Below are 17,245 nucleotides of genomic sequence, written 5' to 3'. Positions count from 1 at the left end.
GGTCAGAAAAGAAAGGAAATCATATGGTAGGAATAGTTATTGGCGGCTTGGTTGGCGCGGCACTTGGCGTGGGCGGTTTTTACGCCTATCAGCGAACACGGCAAGCTAATGGCAAGTCGCAAATTGAGCGTGACATCGCCGAGGCAAAAAGTAAGGCGAGCGACATTGTCCTGAAAGCTAAGGACGAAGCCTTAAAAATCGAAAATGAGCGCCGCCGCGAGTGGCAAAAGACCGAGAATCGGTTGGCGGATCGCGAGCAGACGCTGGATCGGAAATTGGACGAACTAGACAAGCGGGCGGAGAAGCTGCGCGCACACGAAGATGAGGTTGACAATCTCAAGGAAGAGATTCGCACTATTCGCATGCGTCAGCAGGAGAAGCTCGAGAAGATTGCGGGCCTAAAGAAAAAGGATGCTGCCGACAAGCTCATGCAAATGACCGAGCGCGATATCAAGAATGACCTGGTTGGATTAGTAGCGAAGTTACAACATGAGGCTATGGACGATGCTGAAGAACGGGCGCAGATGATCTTGCTCACGGCGATGGAGCGGATGAGTAGCGAGGTGACGGCTGAGCGGACAGTCACGGCTGTCAAACTGACCGATGATGAGATGAAAGGCCGAATCATCGGTAAAGAGGGTCGCAACATTCAGGCGTTGCAGCGCGAGACCGGCGTTGATATTTTGGTGGATGACACGCCGGGCATGATCGTGTTGTCGAGTTTTGATCCAATTCGCCGGCAAGTGGCTCGCTTGAGCCTTGAGATGTTGATGAAAGATGGCCGCATCCATCCAGCGCGCATTGAAGAAGTCGTCGCCAAGGCGAAAAAACAGATCGATAAAGAAGTCAAGCAGGCTGGCGAGGATGCCATGCGCGAGACGGGCGTCGTCGGCATCCCGAAGGAAATGCAGCGACTGCTCGGTGAGCTGAAATTCCGAACGAGTTACGGGCAGAACGTCCTGAAGCATTCCACCGAGATGGCCCAGATGGCGGGGATGATCGCTGAGGAAATTGGCGCTGATGTGCGCATCACGAAAATCGCGACACTGCTGCATGACGTCGGCAAGGCGGTGACGCACAAGATCGAGGGCAAGCATCACCACATCGGCGCTGAGCTAGCACGTAAATATGGCATGGATGAACGGATCGTCCACGCCATCGAAGCGCACCACGATGATATTGAGGCAACAACTCCTGAGGCGCTGGTTGTGCGGGTGTGCGATGCCGCCAGTGCTGCTCGGCCAGGAGCACGCAATGTCTCGGCCGAGAACTTTGCGGAGCGAATGCGTGATCTGGAAAATGTGGCAACCAGCTTTGCCGGTGTTGATAAAGCCTACGCAATTTCTGCAGGGCGCGAAGTGCGGGTGATTGTCCGGTCAGAGGACATTGATGACCTGAGCGCATTCAAACTGTCGCGCGATATCGCTACTAAAATTGAATCAACCATGCAGTACCCAGGCACCATCAAGGTTAACGTTATCCGCGAAACACGAGCGATCGAGTACGCAAAATGATAAAAAGTGGTTGGTTGCCGCATGAGGAGTGGCTAAAGACGCAGGACACTCGGATCGCCAGTGCTGCACTGCTGATCGAAAATCCCGCGGGTGAGCTGCTCGTGGTCAAGGCGTACTACAAGACACACTGGAGTCTGCCTGGTGGTATGGTTGATGCTGACGAAACGCCGCTACAGGCAGCGCTTCGCGAAACTCAAGAAGAGGTCGGGTTGGTCGTCACCGATGATGAAGTCTCATTTTTTGCGGTAGCCTCACGCTCGAGCGACAAAGGATTGGCACATCAATATATCTTTCGGGCCGTGCTGGATGATGAGCGACTTGGGCAGATCGTCTTGCAACAGTCAGAAATTGACGCCTATCAGTTCCTGGGCCGCGACGCAGTGCTGGCAAGCGATGAAGGATTTGCGTGGTCAATACCGCATTGGGCTCATCGTCGGCCAGGCGGCTATGTCGAGACGCGAATCGTTGACAGCAATGACGAACGTCAAGAGGCGGTTACGCAATTCGTGGGATTTGGTTCGTAGGAAAAACAAACGAAGGAGGAATATGGGAACATTAGTTATCAGTCGACACGGTGAAAGTGAATGGAATCTGCTCGGCAAGTGGACGGGCTGGACTGACGTGGGTCTTACGGAAAAGGGGCGAGCTGACACGGTGCGACTGGGTGCGCTACTCAAAGACATCAGGTTTGATGAGGCGTATACGTCGGCACTACAGCGGACGCACCAAACGCTGGACGCACTGCTTGAAGGGCGTGGTAGGGGTAGCTTACCGACAACACAAGCGGCCGAGCTGAACGAGCGTGACTATGGTGATCTGACCGGTAAAAATAAGTGGGAAGTCAAGGCTGATATCGGCGAGGAAGCGTTCAATGGTATCCGACGCGGCTGGGACTATCCGGTGCCAGGCGGTGAAACGCTCAAGGATGTTCATGCACGGGTTGTACCGTATTTTGAACGAGAGATTCTACCGAAACTACAGGCAGGTGAGAACATTCTATTGGTGGCGCACGGTAATTCTATCCGCGCACTAATGAAATACCTCGACCACGTGCCAGAAGCGGACATGGCGCATGTGGAAATGCCGTTTGGCCAGTTACTGGTTTACACCTTTGAGCCGACGTCTGATCTACCGACGAATAAAGACGTATTGTCGGTGGAGATTGAGGCGGTGAACGCGTAATTTATGTTTAAGGCTTGGCAAAAGGAAACGATTGAAGTTAAGTCACTCGCCCGGCCTTATTTGGTTAAGCGGGGCGTTTGCCAGTTTCTGTTAAGGCTGTCATCTCCCTTAACGGTCAGATTCCGCTCTTGCGAAATGAGCGTAACGAATGGGAGCTGCCGGGAGGAAAATTAGATCTCGGGGAAAGTCCAACAGTGTGCGTACAACGTGAAGTTCATGAAGAACTGAACATTGATATATCAGTTGGGATGAATGTTCACAATTGGGTGTACACAATTTTCCGTATCATCACGTTTTTGTGGTCACATATTTTGCGAAAGCGGTCGAGAGCGCAACGCCGCACTTTAGTCATGAACATAAAGAGTTGGCGCTTGTTTCTCCGGATAGGGTCAATGGCCTCAACATGCCCGAGGGATATAAGGTTGCCATTGGTCGGGCTTTGGAGCTTGGTTTGTTCAAGCAAAAATAGTGTCTGCGCTCCAACGTGCATGAGGGACGTATCGGTCTGTGTGGATGAGTTCGTCGACGCGATCTCGCTCTTCGAGGACGAAGGTGCAGACTTTTAGCAAATCTTGATACTTTTCTTCTAGTAGATCATACTCGCTTTTTGACATTCTCTTGGTAGTGCGCTCCTCGTATGCCAAAGTCATCGCTTTGATGGTTCCAAGCTGCTCGATTAAATGAAAATACAAATCATTCCAAGCATCTCTCCGTTCTTCCATCTCTTTGCGAGTTGTTTCCGATTGCTTTAGCCCTGGAAGCAATTCCGCCGGGAAAGGGTACCGATAGAGCGAGTCATCGAGATTGATATACGGGTATTGAATATCCTCTTCTGGCGAATTTGAATCTTGCCCAACCGCATTATCAGCTGGATTTTTGACCCTCCCGAGTAGGGCACACTTCACCGCTTCGGGGGAAAACTCGGATATCTGCCTGCGCTTTTCCCTCCTGCACCCAAGCAGGCTACCCATTGCTCGTGCCGCCCATCGTGCTAGTCCCGGTGCTTGATCTTGCTGCGCTTCGCAATCTGGCTGTGGTTCTTTTGTTTCTGGTTTTGATCCTTGTTCCATCCCTCTCATCTTGTTTACCATTCAACAAAATGGGATGAGGGTTGTCAATGTTAATCGATAATCCCCAGAGCAATCGTCATCACCCCGAGTACCACATGACTTATCGTTACGCCGATGATATTCGATGACCGCTGATACGCCCGATACCAGAAAAGGCCGACGACGCTCATGATAACAACGGTGAGCATATCGCCGTAGATGATATGTACATAACCGAAAAGGGTGGCTGCTACGCCAAGCTCCAGTACCCGGTGTAGCCGTAGTTCTTGCAGCATACGGCTGAGGATACCGCGAAATAACAGTTCTTGCGCCGGGCACGAGATGAGAATATAACATACATAAAATTCTATTCCTTCAGTTGGTGAGAATCGAGGTTTTTCGAGGAGTAGAAACAACCCGGCCGCGACAATGAGAGCTATAGTTATCGGTAGCACGGTTTTGAGTGAATAGATGGTGCGTTGCCGCGTAATACCGATGTCACTATGCGTATTGCCGAGTATTCGCATCACTATGTACATCGCTACTACGCCGACGACGAGTACCGTGAACTTCATATTCCAAGGAATAATGCCGATGCAAATGAGAATGGGCAACATGAGACACACACAGACAATGGCACAGAGATATATCATTTGTCGGCGGTGAGCTGTGAGGGCAGTGTGCTTAATGCGGGGCATAATTATTCAGAAAATACACTTTATTACCGAGACTTTAACCGTGGTTGGATCTCATGTACACCGTTCCACGAACAACCGCTCTAGTGATTTGCGGATACGAATTTCGTCGCCATTGATCTCGTAGGCTATGTGTGTTCTGTCAAAACATTTCCGCAGGCTCTCGGCGTTGTCTTGTGGATTGCTAAAGCGGCCAACGGTAATATAGTCGCCCATTGGTATACGGGGAATTATTTCAAACACGGTGATAAAGCCAAGTGCGAGGACGCCAATGACGCTGAGTGTGATGACGAAACAGTGTTTCGTGCGAGGTTTATGTGAGGGTGAGGTTGGAGCTTTTGTCATATGTATATTATAGCATGAGCAGCGAGGTGACATTAAAATGTTGCCTGATTTATTGCCCTATACTTACCGCGTAATATGTGATAGAATGGAGCGGAGTGAGTATCGAGATTAGCTTCTCGGGGTGTGGCGCAGTTGGCTAGCGCGCGCGGTTTGGGACCGTGAGGTCGAAGGTTCGAGTCCTTTCACCCCGACCACACTCATCTTGTTCGAACACGCGCCCTCGGAGTTCCGCTCCGGGGGCGTTTTCAGTCTGTCGTGGCTATGATACACGCGTTCCTGTAATCTTACGCTATTAATCAGCCTCTGATATAATCAAATAGTGACTATAATGAAAGGAGCGTAAGGATGAACGGAGGTCATGAGCAAATTTTTGGAAACCTCAATGTCCCGACAGGCGAATCACGCGCCAAACTCATTGAGTTGGACATTTCTGAAGAAGAGCAAGGTCAGCGGCTGAGCCGTGAGGCGGCAGAGAAAGCTTTAGGCAAGGTTGCAGTTGGGGATCAGAAAATAACTGTATGTGAGCATAGAGAGCGCCAAGCGACTGTTCGAGAAATATTACAGGCTAACGGTGGAAGCATGTATTGGTCAGATCTTATAGGCGTAATGACTGAGCCTCCCTACAGCTTTTTTGAAGGAGAAGCTATTATGGCGCTCATCGATAGTTCTAAAGGTTTTGAGGTTGATCATTTTAACCTCATCGTCTCCACTAGCGACCGCTAGGCCGCACTGAGCTTACCGCCCTCGCTCCATCGCCACCCGCTGCGCATGCTCTGCGGTGCGGTCGATGGGCAGTGTGCTGAGCTTATCGGTATAGCCTTTTCGCGTGAGTGCCGCGGTGATCAAAAAATCAGCAAGTCGTGGATTCTTTGGCAAGATCGGCCCGTGCAGGTACGTCGCCACGATATTGTGCAGCCTCGCGCCCTCGATTTGGCCAGTCTCGTCATTACCAGCGCCCCGCACCACGCGCCCGAGCGGCAACACTTCGTCGTCGAGCAGTGTCTGGCCGCTATGATTTTCATAACCGACAATCTGTCCGAATTCCTCGCTCTCGAGCGTGATGTTGCCGATCAGTCGCTCTGTCTTGGCGTATGTCTCTAGCGGTAAAATCCCCGCACCACGAATCACGTGCCCATCATGTGTGGTGAACGCCCGGCCAAATAATTGATACATACCACAGATCATCAACATCGGCACGCCGCTCTCCGCTAAGCGCCGTAGCTCATCCGCTCGCGCCAGCAAATCGTCCTGGATAATTTCTTGCCCGGCATCCTGGCCACCACCGCCGATAAATATATCTCCCGCCATAAAATCAGTCGTATCGCCCGGATTATGATCAATAATACGGACCGTAAAACCGCGCCACTCCAGCCGCTTTTTCAGCGCCAGCGTATTGCCCCAGTCGCCATAGAGATTCATATCGCGCGGATACAATTGAATAATCGTGATCGTCATCGGATGGCCTCCACATCGGTTTTGATTGCTAATAATTTGCGCAGTCGCAGCATCGCCGTGTAGGTGCAGTAAATGTGTTTTGGTCTGCGTGGATGATGGGCCAGTAATTTTTCCAGCGCCGCCGCCAAATCTGGCTCAATTATTTCTGGCGTAATATCGTCGTACTCCAGCCGCAGTGCCATATCATGAGCGCGCACACCACTGACCACCGCCACCTGCTCGAGGCGCGAAACGTTCACGTCCCACAGCCAACTAACGTCGCGCCCGTCGGCATAGTTGTCGTTGATAGCAATCATCGTATCGGCTGTCCCGTCGGCAAATGACAGCAGGCTGAGCCGAAAGCCGCTCGGATTTTTCACGAGAATCAGTTCAATCGGCGTGCCGTCAATCACGATGGTCTCGCCTCGGCCAAATGCTGGCGCTACGTCTGACAGGGCGCCTAGTAGTGTCGTTAACTCGGCTTTCTCTCCCATAATTTGTCGTACCAAACTCAGCGCCGCCGCCGCGTTCAACAGATTATACACGCCATTCAGCCGCATTCGCACCGCGTGCTTGGCATTGTCAATGTGAAAGGTTGCCAGTTGCTTATCAATGTCCGTGAGTAGCACGTCAGCCGGGGCTGTCTGGTTGGCCTGAGCCTGGCCGGTCTTGAGCGCATCGTCAGTCGGCATCAGCTTCAACAGCTGGTCGGTCGTGCCAAAAAACGCTACGTTTGCCGCCGTATTTTGGTGCAGGCGGTAGATGCGTGGGTCGTCGCGGTTGAGCACCACGGTATCGGTGGTTGCCTGCGCGATTTTTGCCAAGAAACCAGCTGCCGTGTCGATCTCGCCAAACCGATCCAGCTGATCGCGCATGACGTTGAGTAGCAGGCTGTAGCGCGGCGGCACTAATTGAACAAACTTGACTGCCCAGGCCTCGTCAAGCTCCAGCACCGCGATGTCGGCATCCAGCCGCCCGCGCATGTCCACCTCGCCGAGCAGTGCTGCCGCCACGCCGCGCGAGAAATTACTGCCTGTGCGATTGGTGAAAACCTTGAGGCCGGCCGCCTCGAGTAGTTCAACGACAATCTTAGTAGTGGTGGTTTTGCCGTTGGTGCCGCTGATAACTACCACGCCGTGCGGTATTTGCGCCAGGGTACGAGCGATAAAGCTCGGGTCGATCTTTTCGATGACCAGCCCCGGGAGCGCCGAGCCGCCACCGCGCAGCCGAGCAGCTTGTTTGACGGTTTTGCCGATGAGTGTGCTGAGAATCTGTCGTGACATATTTCGTATTATACCGCGCCCAAGCAGTGTGCTACAATAGAACTATGTTTTTGGTGGGTATTTTCCAGTGGTGGTATGGTGCAGGCTGGCGGCGGCATATGCAGCGCGTTGGTCTCGGTGTGTTGCGGACAGCTGATTTTTTCTCAATCGGTTTGTTGGTGCGGACGCTGTTCGATCCATTTCGCCAAATTTCTGCAGGACAAGTTCGTGCTCAGGCGCCGCTCGCGGTCAAGATGCAGGCTTTTTTTGACCGGCTGTTCTCACGGGCAGTTGGTGCGGTGGTGCGGCTTTTGGTGCTGTTTGCGGGGCTGGTGGTTATCAGCCTGCGGGCGGTGTGGGCGGTCGGCAGCATCGTGGTGTGGGCACTGCTACCCGTAACACCGGTGATAGGAATTATCTTGTGGCAGATGAGGGTATTGGCATGAACGAGGTGCGGCCGGAGTTTCGCTATCACAGCCTGCGGGCGCAAAAGGCGCGGTTCACGGCGCGGTTTGGTGCGGTCTGGCATGTCTTGGTGGTGCTCGTTGCTGTTGCATTGGGTCTGGGCGGCGTTTGGCTATTGATCAAGCACGGGCCGATTGGCTGGTTGATGATTGGTCTGGTGGGGCCATTGGTGATGCTCAGTGTGTGGTGGCAGGGCGATCTCAAGACGATGGCGGTGAGTGTGCGAGCGGAGACGATTGATGATGTGATGGCAGCGGATGTGCTGGGCCGCCTGAGTCAGCGACCGACGCCAAAAGAGATCGCGCTGGCGGTTGGTCAGTCGCGGGCCGGGCAATTCCTCGGGGTGCGGTTGGGCCTCACACCGAACTTTTTAGCGAATATCGCCTCGGATGATCCCAATAATACGCCGGCCCTGTGGCAATCGGCGCTGCGGATTTGGCGTGACACCAACAGCCCAAAGGTAACGGGTGCGGTGCTGGCGGCGGCGATTGTTGAGCAATTTCCGAACCATGATGCCTTGCTCGCGAATTTGAAAATTGATTTTCGTGATGTATTGGGTGGTATTATGTGGTATGAGCGCCTCAAGTCATTGATCGAGCAGTTCAAGCAAAAGCCGCTTCACACCGGTGGTATCGCTCGCGACTGGTCGTTTGGTTATACGCCGCTATTGAGCCGGTTCGCCCAGAACCTCAGCCTGCAGGTATCGGGCGGGACGATGATTTCGCAGCTGGACGCTCATCAGGCGGCGCTGGATCAATTGATGACAATTTTTGGCTCGAACGGCCGGCAAAATGCAGCGCTGGTCGGGCTTGATGGAGCTGGCAAAAGTACGGTCGTGGCGGCGTTCGCCGAGATGCTCATTGATGGACATAAAACCGTGCCGTCGTCGCTGCTCTATCGGCAGATTTTCCTACTGGACGCCTCATCGCTGATTTCGGCGGCAGCCGGTCGGGGCGAGCTAGAAGGACTGGTGACGCAGATTCTCAACGAAGCATTTTTATCAAAGAATGTGATTCTGTGCCTCGATAATGCCCAGCTGTTTTTTGAAGAAGGCGTCGGTTCGGTTGATCTGAGTAATTTGCTACTGCCAATTTTGGAGGCGGGTAGGCTGCGGATTATCCTCACCATGGATAGCCAGCGCTACTTGCAAATTTCTCAGCGTAATGCCCAGCTGGCGACGGCGCTCAATACCATTGTCATCGAGCCATCGTCACCCGAGGAGACGGTGCGAATTATGCGTGATCAGCTGATCAGCCTCGAACATCGCCACAAAGTGACCTACATGTATCAAGCCATCGCTGAAGCCTACCGCGTCGGCGAGCGGTACGTCCAAGACGTGGCGATGCCGGGTCGGGCGCTCAAGGTGCTGGAGGCGGCAGCTCATTATGCGTCGTCCGGTCTCGTGACGGCCCAGTCGGTTGATAATGCAGTCGAAAAAACCATGGGTATCAAGATTGCGATCGCCTCGACTGACGACGAACGGGAAAAACTCTTGAACCTCGAAGACCTGATTCATCAGCGCATGATCAACCAAACGCGCGCCGTCAGCGTCATCTCTGATGCGATCCGGCGAGCGCGTGCCGGCGTGCGCAATCCTGATCGGCCGATTGGTACGTTTCTGTTCCTTGGCCCAACTGGTGTCGGTAAAACTGAGCTGTCCAAAGCGCTGGCGGATATCTACTTTGGTGGCGAGGGCAACCTAATCCGGCTGGATCTCAACGAGTTTGTGCGGGCCGAGGACGTGGCGCGCTTGATCGCTGATGGGGCGAATGATCCGATGAGCTTGACTGCCCAGGTGCAAAAGCGACCATTCTCGGTGGTGTTGCTCGATGAAATTGAAAAGGCCCACCCGCAGGTACTCACGACGCTTTTGCAGCTACTAGACGAGGGAATTTTACGCGACGAGAAAAACCGCGACATTAGTTTTCGTGATTGCCTAGTCATTGCGACGTCGAATGCTGGCGCTGAGCGGATTCGCGAATACATCGAGCGTGGCTACCAGCTGGAGCAGTTTGAGCAAACATTTATCAACGAGCTGATTAATGCCAATCTGTTTCGTCCGGAGTTTCTCAACCGGTTTGATGAGATTGTGCTATTTCGTCCCTTGGGCAAAGAAGAGCTGCTGCAGGTCGTTGATCTCATTTTGGCTGGTATCAATCGAACGCTGGCGCCACAAAAAATCCAAGTCGCTGTCGAAGAGGCGGGCAAAAAAATATTGGTTGACGCTGGCTATGACCCGCGCCTTGGCGCTCGTCCGATGCGCCGCGTGGTGCAGCGAGCTGTCGAGAATACCGTCGCCAAGCAGCTGCTCGCTGGCTCTGTCGCTCCGGGCTCAACGACGATTATCACGGCGGAGCAGATACGAGCGGTGGTCGGCGAGGCGGCCGACGGCAGTAGTATGGTGCCCCCAGGTCCGGGCGTGCCGCCGATATCACTCGGACAGTAGAGTTGCAAATATATTTATAATGTGGTATAATGAGGGCGTGGTTCAGAGTAATATAGAATTTTCCAGCTACGGAAATGAGGTTAAAGAGCGATCACTCAACCCCAACTCAATTGAAGAGCTCGTGGCGAGTGGTTTTATTGATGAAAGTGGACAACTAACCGAGCGGACACGTCGTGCCATACCGCGAGGGGGCGTCAAGGTATTGGCACCTGTTCAGACACAAAAGGGTGAGGAGCCGACTAATCTAGACCTAGACCTCTTAAATAAGATACAAAAACCCTATCGTGTCGTCGCAGACGGAGTACTTCTGGGAGGGTGCTTGAACTCCATCTGGTATATGCAGACTGATGGTTGCAAGGATCGTATATTTCGAAACTACATTATTATATGTCAAGATCCGACTCTCGTGGATATCGCGGGGCAACTTAATGATGTAACCCAGAAGGATCAACATACTAAATTGACACTGCGAGATATAGGCGCTCTCGGTCTCGGTAGTTTTGTTGCTGGCGGTGGCGCATCGCTGCTCAGTTCCGGTGAGCCACTGCTAACGACGGCTGGGGCTGTTGTGGGTGGTGCAATGGGTGCGGTCGGCGCTCAACTTACAGAGAAAAAATGGTTTGAAGAGCAGGTGACGCGCTTCAGCCAGGCAATATACAACTGTCCTGACAATATTATTATTGACCTTGATCGTATTAATGAGGAGCTGGAAAGGAGAACATTATGGTGGGCTGCCGGTTCGGATTGGTCTTCTCTTATAAGAAAAATCAATCCGAACCACACTGATCTAGATTATTGGGATCTTGACCTACGAAAGATAAATGTCAGAGATATTTGGTTTATGTTTAGTACGCCGCAATATAGTCCTGCTGCGCTTACGTTTGCTGACAAGTACCAAGAATATCAAAAGACATGTGATGCGATACAGTACGAACGGGTGGCGCGAGGAGTGCGCCGTGATATGGGCATGACAACTGACTTCAGCGAGCTAGAAACGCAGCAGGCTCATGCTGATAGATTTTTGTCAACGGCTCTATTGCAGCTCTTTGATGACGTGCGGGAATTAGGACAAAAAGAGCAATCGCGGCGCGAGTTCGATGCCACGATAGAGCGCCTCACGACCGTTACCGAAGAAGAAATTAAGTATCAACCAGCGAAAGTATTTCATGATGAGTTGATGTGGTCTCTGAGCGGAGAAACGCTGATAGGTTTTAGTGGAGGTGAACAAGACGTCTATACACCAGCAATAATATGGGCAATGGACTTCATCCATAAATTACCGCGGATGATAACCCCCAGCCTGTCGGTATATGAGGCATATGATCATTTTCAAGGTGAAATCAAAGTCATGACAGACGGCAAGTTGACATTGCCAACAACTGAGGAATTCCAACAAAAATACCCCGTCATCGACCAGGGTATCGTCTAGTATAGTGGTACCCCGCACAGGAATCGAACCTGCAACCTTTGGTACCGGAAACCAACGCTCTATCCAGTTGAGCTAACGGGGCACACTAACGCGCTGACGGGAAAAGGTCCGGTGGGAAAGCGCGAAATTCAATGGTACACCCGGCAAGATTCGAACTTGCGACCCCTTGGTTCGAAGCCAAGTACTCTAATCCGCTGAGCTACGGGTGCACACGAGGGTATTATACCACGCGCCGCGCCGAAATAGAAATGATATAATGTATCATATGGAGATACGAACAGAGATTCCGTTGCAACAATATACGACGATGTGCCTCGGCGGCACAGCACGCTTTATGGCATCGGCGACGTCGGTGAATGAGGTTAGGGAGCTATATAACAGTGCCAAGGTGCAGGGTATACCGATCTTTGTCCTCGGCGGCGGCAGTAATGTCATCGCTCGCGACGAAGGGTTTGAGGGGGCGGTGTTGCTCAATCGAATCAAGGGGTTTGAAGTACTGACTGACGATGGTCAGACGGCAACGATCAAGATTGGTGCGGGTGAAATATGGGACGATGTAGTCAAGCGTACGGTCGCCATGGATCTGAGCGGCATTGAAGCGATGTCGGCTATCCCCGGTACAGCCGGCGCTGCGCCGGTGCAAAATGTCGGTGCGTATGGTCAGGAAGTTGCTGATGTGCTCACTGAGCTAGAGGCGTACGACTCACTGACTGACCGGGTGGTAACCTTGAGCGCGGCAGAGTGTGGGTTTTCGTATCGGCATAGTATTTTTCGCGGTGAGGCGAGCGGTCGCTACTGCATTCTCTCAATTACCATCAAGCTCCATCACGCAGCGCCAAAACCGCCGTTCTATGCCGGCTTGCAGCGGTATTTGACCAACATGAACATCACGACCTTTACGCCGCAGGTGATTCGTGACGCGGTGATGGCGATTCGGTTTGATAAGCTGCCTGATCCGACCGAGCGACCCAACGCTGGTTCATTCTTCAAGAACGCGCTGATCGAATCATGGCAGCTGAATGAACTTCGTGAACAGTATCCAGATGTCCCGTGCTATGACATGCCGGACGGCCGACACAAGGTACCGACGGGTTGGTTGATCGAGCAGGCTGGGCTCAAGGGGGCGTTGCTTCACGGCATGCGGGTGCACGACAAGAACGCGCTGGTATTGATCAACGAGTCGGCGACCAGCTACCACGATCTGGCGGCGGCACGTGACGCCATTATCCAGGCGGTGTACGATAAGTTCCACATCCAGATCCAGCAAGAACCGTTGGAAATTTGAGCGCCAAAACGCTTGCGCTTATGCATATTTCCGAGTATGATGGGGGTATGAAGGGACGGGGGTTTACGCTAGTCGAGCTGATCATTGCTATTGCTGTCATGGCAATTCTACTGGTGCTCGCAACATTGAGTTTTCGTAATTATCAGGCGGCGGCACGCGATAAGGAGCGTGAGGCCGATGTGCTAGCCTTGCAGAACTATCTCGAGAGCGTCTATCCACGGGAAATTCGTGACAGTGCCGGTAACGTCATCAAGCCCGCTGGCGGCTATCCGGCGTACGTTTCTGGTGCTAGTGGCGCTGGCAAGATGACTGCGGCGCAGTTTGCAGCGGCGTTTGACGAACTGGGTGGTGCCGCCAAGACCGGCCCACTGGATCGAGAACGCCTCATTTCGGCGATTAACGGTACATTCGGTGTCAATCCAATAACTAACATTAGTCAACTGCTTGCCAAAAAAGACGATTACGAAAACACCAAGATCACTAACTATCCAAATGGTGCGTACGTCTACGTTGCCAGCGCTAAGGATGGTGTATGTGATGAGGCGGGCGCGGCCTGTCGACGCTATACGATTTTTTATCATTTAGAAACAAAGGAGCCGGGTAAATGGCAAGTACTCAACAGCAAACGTCTCTAAAGCATGCGGGCGGTTTCACCGTTGTCGAACTGATGATCACCTTGATTATCGCTGGGATCTTTTTGATGAGCGGCTACCAGCTGTACGGGGCGGTATTGGCACGTAATACCGAGGCTCGCCGCACCTCAGAAGCTGCCAATCTCGGCTACGGCATCCTACGTGAACGTGGCTTGTATAAAACAGTATCTGAGGTTTGTGGCAGCGGTGCGGTCAAGACTGAACACGTGACACCACCGACCACGCCAACATTGCCGGATCCAGTACGTGCTCGAGTCGAATATTGTAAAGTGCCAAATAGCATCGCGGTCATTCGTGTTGCGGTAATTATTACTTATGGAACGCCAGCGCAGGAGGTGGTGCATGCGACGTACATTTCGGGCTAATTCTAACCGGCAGTACAGCCAGGGCTTTACGCTGATCGAGATCTTGGCGATTGCGCCAGTCATTATTTTGGTACTGGCGGGTATTATTGGCCTAATCATTAATCTCACTGGTTCGTCAATGGTCACCAGCGCCAAGTCACAATTACAGAGTGATGTGCTAACGGCACTTGATCGAATTGAGGCAGATGTACGGCTCAGTACCACGCTTGAGGGAACAACATCCTCGTATGTGCGCATACATAGTCTCGCTACCAGCGAAAACCCCTATAGTTCGACGCGGCGCCTGATCCAAAAAAGTGATTGCGGCGTGGCGTGGGGAGCGGTTGCTATCGCTGATGCCAAGACCTATACCACTGAGTATTTCCAGAGTGGCTCGGAACTCAAGCGCAAGACGATGTACGATGGCTCATGTCCGAGCGCCACCGACCGTATCTGGCAGTTGGACGGGGCAGTCGAAACGATCATCGATACCAGTACGGTGCTTAATTTCAATGTTTGCAAGATCAATGACGGTACGCTCAAAGTCAGCCTCGGGGTAACCAAGACGGTTGCGGGTCAGAATATCGAATATTCCAGTCAGCGCTTCGTCAAGTCAATCAATGTTCCTGTAAACGGCACTGCCGGCGCCTCGTGTCCATAGCGGGTTCGGGTGGGTCGTGTGGATAACGCCTGTTCCGAGCAGGAAGTGCTTTGAGGTACTACCTCTGTTTTTATGGCCAACGTGAGTCGAATCAGGGAATTATTCATAAAATGCTTGCGCTTTTATAATCGCTTTGCTACAATCAAGTTACAATAATAACTAACTAAAAATAGGGGGCAAATCAGAAATGATTTCTTCAAACAAAACTAAAGGTTTCACATTGGTTGAGCTCTTGATCGTTATCGTGGTCATCGCTATCTTGGCTGCTATTTCGATTGTGGCGTACAATGGTGTGACAAATAAGGCTCGGGATGATGAGCGTGCAACCGATGCGCGTAACATTATTAACGCAGCAGCTGCATATAATTCTGAAAAGGATAAGTGGCCAACGGATACCGAAATCAAGGGATTTGATACGATTAAGCTATCAAAGAATGCGAAGGATAATATAGGCAACACTGCCCCAGGTCCAAACGATAAGGGCAAGTACAAATACGAACTTTGTCAGGACTCAAACAATAACAACACCGGTGCTAAAGTTACCTACTGGAAAGATATTATCGAAGGAAGTGCTCAGCACGAGCAGGTGATTACTACTGGTAGCAACTGCTAGTAAGCTTACTGTAGTATTATTACACTAAAGCCCCGGAATTACCGGGGCTTTTTATACGAGCAGCATAACAGTTTGTTTGTCTCTTTGTTTTAACAACCGCTACCGCTACTGACTATCTTCTCGTGAGCTTCGTGTCCATCAATAGCTTCTTTCCAGTAGGTAACTTTTGCTCCGGTAACGTTTGGAGCAGTTCCGCACAACTCGTATAGATACTTGCTTTTATCGGTTGGACTTGGTGCGGTAGTTCCGAGGCGACTTTTTACCTGGTCAGGTAACCTAATCGTATTAAACGACCCCAGCTCTGCTATCGTCGGCCAGTGGCCTTTTTCCGAGTTGTACACAGCGGCAGCGTTGATGATGTCGCGCGCGCTGGCTAACCTCTCGCTATCCCGAGCCTTATTTGTCACACCATTGTACGCCACAATCGAAATAGCAGCCAAGATAGCGATGACCACGATAACGATCAAGAGCTCAACCAATGTGAAACCTTTAGTTTTGTTTGAAGAAATCATTTCTGATTTGCCCCCCAATTATGTAGTATTAGTTATATGGTAACGGAAAACGCGCCGCAAGGCTAGTGGTTTGTCGCGTAATATTTGCGTATTCTGCTGGGTCTTCTGTGGTGATTGCCGTAATGATCCACTTGGCAATTTGTTTAATTTCTGCCTCGGTCATGCCACGAGTGGTTACCGCTGGCGTACCGAGGCGCAGGCCGCTTGGACGAAATGGCGGCAGGGTGTCGTTGGGTATGGCATTGGCGTTGGCGGTGATGCCGCTGGCCTCCAGTCGCTCCTGAGCGGTTTTACCGTCAATACCAAAGCTGCCATAAACATCTGCTAGCACTAAGTGATTACTGGTGCCGCCTGTTACTAACTTGAGACCGCCGCGTTTCAGCTCATCTGCCAGCACGGTCGCATTCTTTACAATTTGCCTGGCGTATTCTGTGAACTCTGGGCGGAGTGCCTCGCCAAAGGCCACTGCCTTGGCGGCAATGGTGTGCATGTGCGGGCCGCCTTGAGTACCAGGGAAGACTGCCCGGTCGATTAGTGTCGGTAAGTTCTCTAAGGTTTTTTCTGGCCGCTTCAAAGGGTTGCCGACCACGCCTTTTGACAAAATCAAGCCGCCGCGCGGGCCGCGTAAGGTTTTGTGTGTGGTAGTGGTGATAACGTGAAAGCCATAGTCAAATGGGTTGTTGGCTTGATCGCCGACGATCAGTCCGGCGATATGGCTCATGTCTGCCATTAGCATGGCGCCAACCTCGCGCCCGATCTCGGCAAACCTGGCGTAATCCAGCTCTCTCGGATAAGCTGAAAATCCCGCCAAGATAATCTTTGGCCGATGTTTCAGCGCCAAACGGCGAATTTCTTCATAGTCAATTTCACCAGTCTCGACATCCTTGATACCGTAGCGGACGAAGGTATACTCACGGGCTGAGCGGGTGACTGGCGCGCCATGCGTCAGGTGGCCGCCATGCGCCAAATCCATCGCTAGGATAGTATCGCCAGGCTCGCACCATGCATAATACACCGCCTCATTAGCCTGGGCGCCGGAGTGCGGCTGGACATTGGCGTGGTCGGCTCTAAATAGCGTTTTAGCGCGGTCAATCGCCAGCTGCTCAATTTGGTCGGTGTTTTCTTGTCCGCCGTAATAGCGTCGTCCGGGGTAACCCTCAGAATATTTGTTGGTAAAGACGCTGCCCAGCGCCTTGAGTACACTAGTTGAAACGTAATTTTCGCTTGGGATCATTTCGATCCCCAGCTGCTGCCGTTCTATTTCTGCCGCAATTAAATCGGCGACCTGCGTATCTTGCATAACACTCCCTCCTTTTCCTCTATTATAGCACTTTACATTATATATCATGTGTGATA

At 52.1% G+C, this 17,245-nt stretch carries 19 protein-coding genes and 3 tRNA genes; 14 read left to right on the top strand and 8 right to left on the bottom strand.

Going from position 1 to position 17,245, the window contains the following annotated elements; translation table 11 throughout:
* Window positions 1-23: 23 nt before the first annotated feature.
* The 4 genes from rny (at window position 24) to GWK74_03920 (ending at window position 3,262) form a co-directional block, all read left to right on the top strand.
* The gene (gene rny / locus GWK74_03935) at window positions 24-1,514 is read left to right on the top strand and encodes a ribonuclease Y (GenBank protein ID QHU90638.1); all 1,491 of its coding nucleotides are present in this window, start codon (window positions 24-26) and stop codon (window positions 1,512-1,514) included.
* Window positions 1,511-2,038: an NUDIX domain-containing protein gene (locus GWK74_03930; GenBank protein QHU90637.1), complete on the top strand. Its 528-nt coding sequence runs from the start codon at window positions 1,511-1,513 to the stop codon at window positions 2,036-2,038. Before rny ends, GWK74_03930 begins: the two co-directional genes overlap by 4 nt.
* Before the next feature lie 22 nt (window positions 2,039-2,060).
* Entirely contained in the window at window positions 2,061-2,696 is a 636-nt protein-coding gene (locus GWK74_03925) for a 2,3-bisphosphoglycerate-dependent phosphoglycerate mutase (protein QHU90636.1), read from the top strand.
* 77 nt (window positions 2,697-2,773) lie between these two features.
* Window positions 2,774-3,262 carry an NUDIX domain-containing protein gene (locus GWK74_03920; GenBank protein QHU90635.1) on the top strand — a complete coding sequence of 163 codons (489 nt, stop codon included), beginning with the start codon at window positions 2,774-2,776 and terminating at the stop codon, window positions 3,260-3,262.
* Between the two features lie 554 nt (window positions 3,263-3,816).
* Here the strand turns inward: GWK74_03920 and GWK74_03915 are convergent.
* Together GWK74_03915 and GWK74_03910 are read right to left on the bottom strand one after the other, a co-directional pair.
* Window positions 3,817-4,320, bottom strand: coding sequence for a CPBP family intramembrane metalloprotease (locus GWK74_03915; protein QHU90634.1), 504 nt, complete (start codon window positions 4,318-4,320; stop codon window positions 3,817-3,819).
* A 174-nt stretch (window positions 4,321-4,494) separates the two neighbouring features.
* Window positions 4,495-4,785 carry a hypothetical protein gene (locus GWK74_03910; GenBank protein ID QHU90633.1) on the bottom strand — a complete coding sequence of 97 codons (291 nt, stop codon included), beginning with the start codon at window positions 4,783-4,785 and terminating at the stop codon, window positions 4,495-4,497.
* 117 nt (window positions 4,786-4,902) lie between these two features.
* On the opposite strand from GWK74_03910, the gene GWK74_03905 reads away from it, so the two are divergent.
* Window positions 4,903-4,979, top strand: a tRNA-Pro gene (locus tag GWK74_03905).
* A gap of 151 nt (window positions 4,980-5,130) precedes the next feature.
* Window positions 5,131-5,508, top strand: coding sequence for a hypothetical protein (locus tag GWK74_03900; GenBank protein QHU90632.1), 378 nt, complete (start codon window positions 5,131-5,133; stop codon window positions 5,506-5,508).
* Between the two features lie 12 nt (window positions 5,509-5,520).
* Here GWK74_03900 and GWK74_03895 read toward each other — a convergent pair whose 3' ends face one another.
* The gene (locus GWK74_03895) at window positions 5,521-6,240 is read right to left on the bottom strand and encodes a glutamine amidotransferase (protein ID QHU90631.1); all 720 of its coding nucleotides are present in this window, start codon (window positions 6,238-6,240) and stop codon (window positions 5,521-5,523) included.
* Window positions 6,237-7,502, bottom strand: a complete 1,266-nt coding sequence (locus GWK74_03890) for a DUF1727 domain-containing protein (GenBank protein QHU90630.1) — start codon at window positions 7,500-7,502, stop codon at window positions 6,237-6,239. Before GWK74_03890 ends, GWK74_03895 begins: the two co-directional genes overlap by 4 nt.
* 44 nt (window positions 7,503-7,546) lie before the next feature.
* Between GWK74_03890 and GWK74_03885 the strand changes: the two genes are divergently transcribed.
* From GWK74_03885 to GWK74_03875, 3 genes are read left to right on the top strand one after another with little or no spacing between them, the layout of a single operon-like run.
* On the top strand, window positions 7,547-7,927 hold the full coding sequence (locus GWK74_03885) for a hypothetical protein (protein ID QHU90629.1): 381 nt from the start codon (window positions 7,547-7,549) through the stop codon (window positions 7,925-7,927).
* A complete protein-coding gene (locus GWK74_03880) occupies window positions 7,903-10,392 on the top strand; it encodes an AAA domain-containing protein (protein ID QHU90628.1) in 2,490 nt (829 codons plus the stop codon). The genes GWK74_03885 and GWK74_03880 overlap by 25 nt, the downstream gene beginning before the upstream one ends.
* A gap of 37 nt (window positions 10,393-10,429) precedes the next feature.
* The gene (locus GWK74_03875; protein QHU90627.1) at window positions 10,430-11,821 is read left to right on the top strand and encodes a hypothetical protein; all 1,392 of its coding nucleotides are present in this window, start codon (window positions 10,430-10,432) and stop codon (window positions 11,819-11,821) included.
* A gap of 5 nt (window positions 11,822-11,826) precedes the next feature.
* Here GWK74_03875 and GWK74_03870 read toward each other — a convergent pair.
* Both GWK74_03870 and GWK74_03865 read right to left on the bottom strand, forming a co-directional pair.
* Window positions 11,827-11,903, bottom strand: a tRNA-Arg gene (locus GWK74_03870).
* Window positions 11,904-11,953: 50 nt separating this feature from the next.
* Window positions 11,954-12,030: transfer RNA gene (locus GWK74_03865), tRNA-Arg, on the bottom strand.
* 47 nt (window positions 12,031-12,077) lie between these two features.
* On the opposite strand from GWK74_03865, the gene murB reads away from it, so the two are divergent.
* The 5 genes from murB to GWK74_03840 all read left to right on the top strand — a co-directional run bounded on the left by murB (window position 12,078) and on the right by GWK74_03840 (window position 15,377).
* Window positions 12,078-13,106 carry a UDP-N-acetylmuramate dehydrogenase gene (murB, locus tag GWK74_03860; GenBank protein QHU90626.1) on the top strand — a complete coding sequence of 343 codons (1,029 nt, stop codon included), beginning with the start codon at window positions 12,078-12,080 and terminating at the stop codon, window positions 13,104-13,106.
* Window positions 13,107-13,153: 47 nt separating this feature from the next.
* Window positions 13,154-13,741: a prepilin-type N-terminal cleavage/methylation domain-containing protein gene (locus GWK74_03855; protein QHU90625.1), complete on the top strand. Its 588-nt coding sequence runs from the start codon at window positions 13,154-13,156 to the stop codon at window positions 13,739-13,741.
* Entirely contained in the window at window positions 13,711-14,124 is a 414-nt protein-coding gene (locus GWK74_03850) for a prepilin-type N-terminal cleavage/methylation domain-containing protein (protein QHU90624.1), read from the top strand. The genes GWK74_03855 and GWK74_03850 overlap by 31 nt, the downstream gene beginning before the upstream one ends.
* The gene (locus GWK74_03845) at window positions 14,102-14,764 is read left to right on the top strand and encodes a hypothetical protein (protein ID QHU90623.1); all 663 of its coding nucleotides are present in this window, start codon (window positions 14,102-14,104) and stop codon (window positions 14,762-14,764) included. Before GWK74_03850 ends, GWK74_03845 begins: the two co-directional genes overlap by 23 nt.
* A gap of 187 nt (window positions 14,765-14,951) precedes the next feature.
* The gene (locus GWK74_03840) at window positions 14,952-15,377 is read left to right on the top strand and encodes a prepilin-type N-terminal cleavage/methylation domain-containing protein (protein ID QHU90622.1); all 426 of its coding nucleotides are present in this window, start codon (window positions 14,952-14,954) and stop codon (window positions 15,375-15,377) included.
* Between the two features lie 89 nt (window positions 15,378-15,466).
* Here the strand turns inward: GWK74_03840 and GWK74_03835 are convergent, their stop codons facing one another.
* Together GWK74_03835 and GWK74_03830 are read right to left on the bottom strand one after the other, a co-directional pair.
* On the bottom strand, window positions 15,467-15,889 hold the full coding sequence (locus tag GWK74_03835; protein ID QHU90621.1) for a prepilin-type N-terminal cleavage/methylation domain-containing protein: 423 nt from the start codon (window positions 15,887-15,889) through the stop codon (window positions 15,467-15,469).
* Window positions 15,890-15,917: 28 nt separating this feature from the next.
* Window positions 15,918-17,189 (bottom strand): serine hydroxymethyltransferase, encoded by a 1,272-nt coding sequence (locus GWK74_03830; GenBank protein QHU90620.1) that lies wholly within the window; start codon window positions 17,187-17,189, stop codon window positions 15,918-15,920.
* Window positions 17,190-17,245 lie beyond the last annotated feature (56 nt).

This window comes from Candidatus Saccharibacteria bacterium oral taxon 488, from assembly GCA_010202115.1.
Lineage (GTDB): Bacteria > Patescibacteriota > Saccharimonadia > Saccharimonadales > Saccharimonadaceae > Nanosynbacter.
The sequence above is the reverse complement of the archived record's forward strand: the minus strand, read 5'-3'. Positions and strand labels throughout refer to the sequence as shown.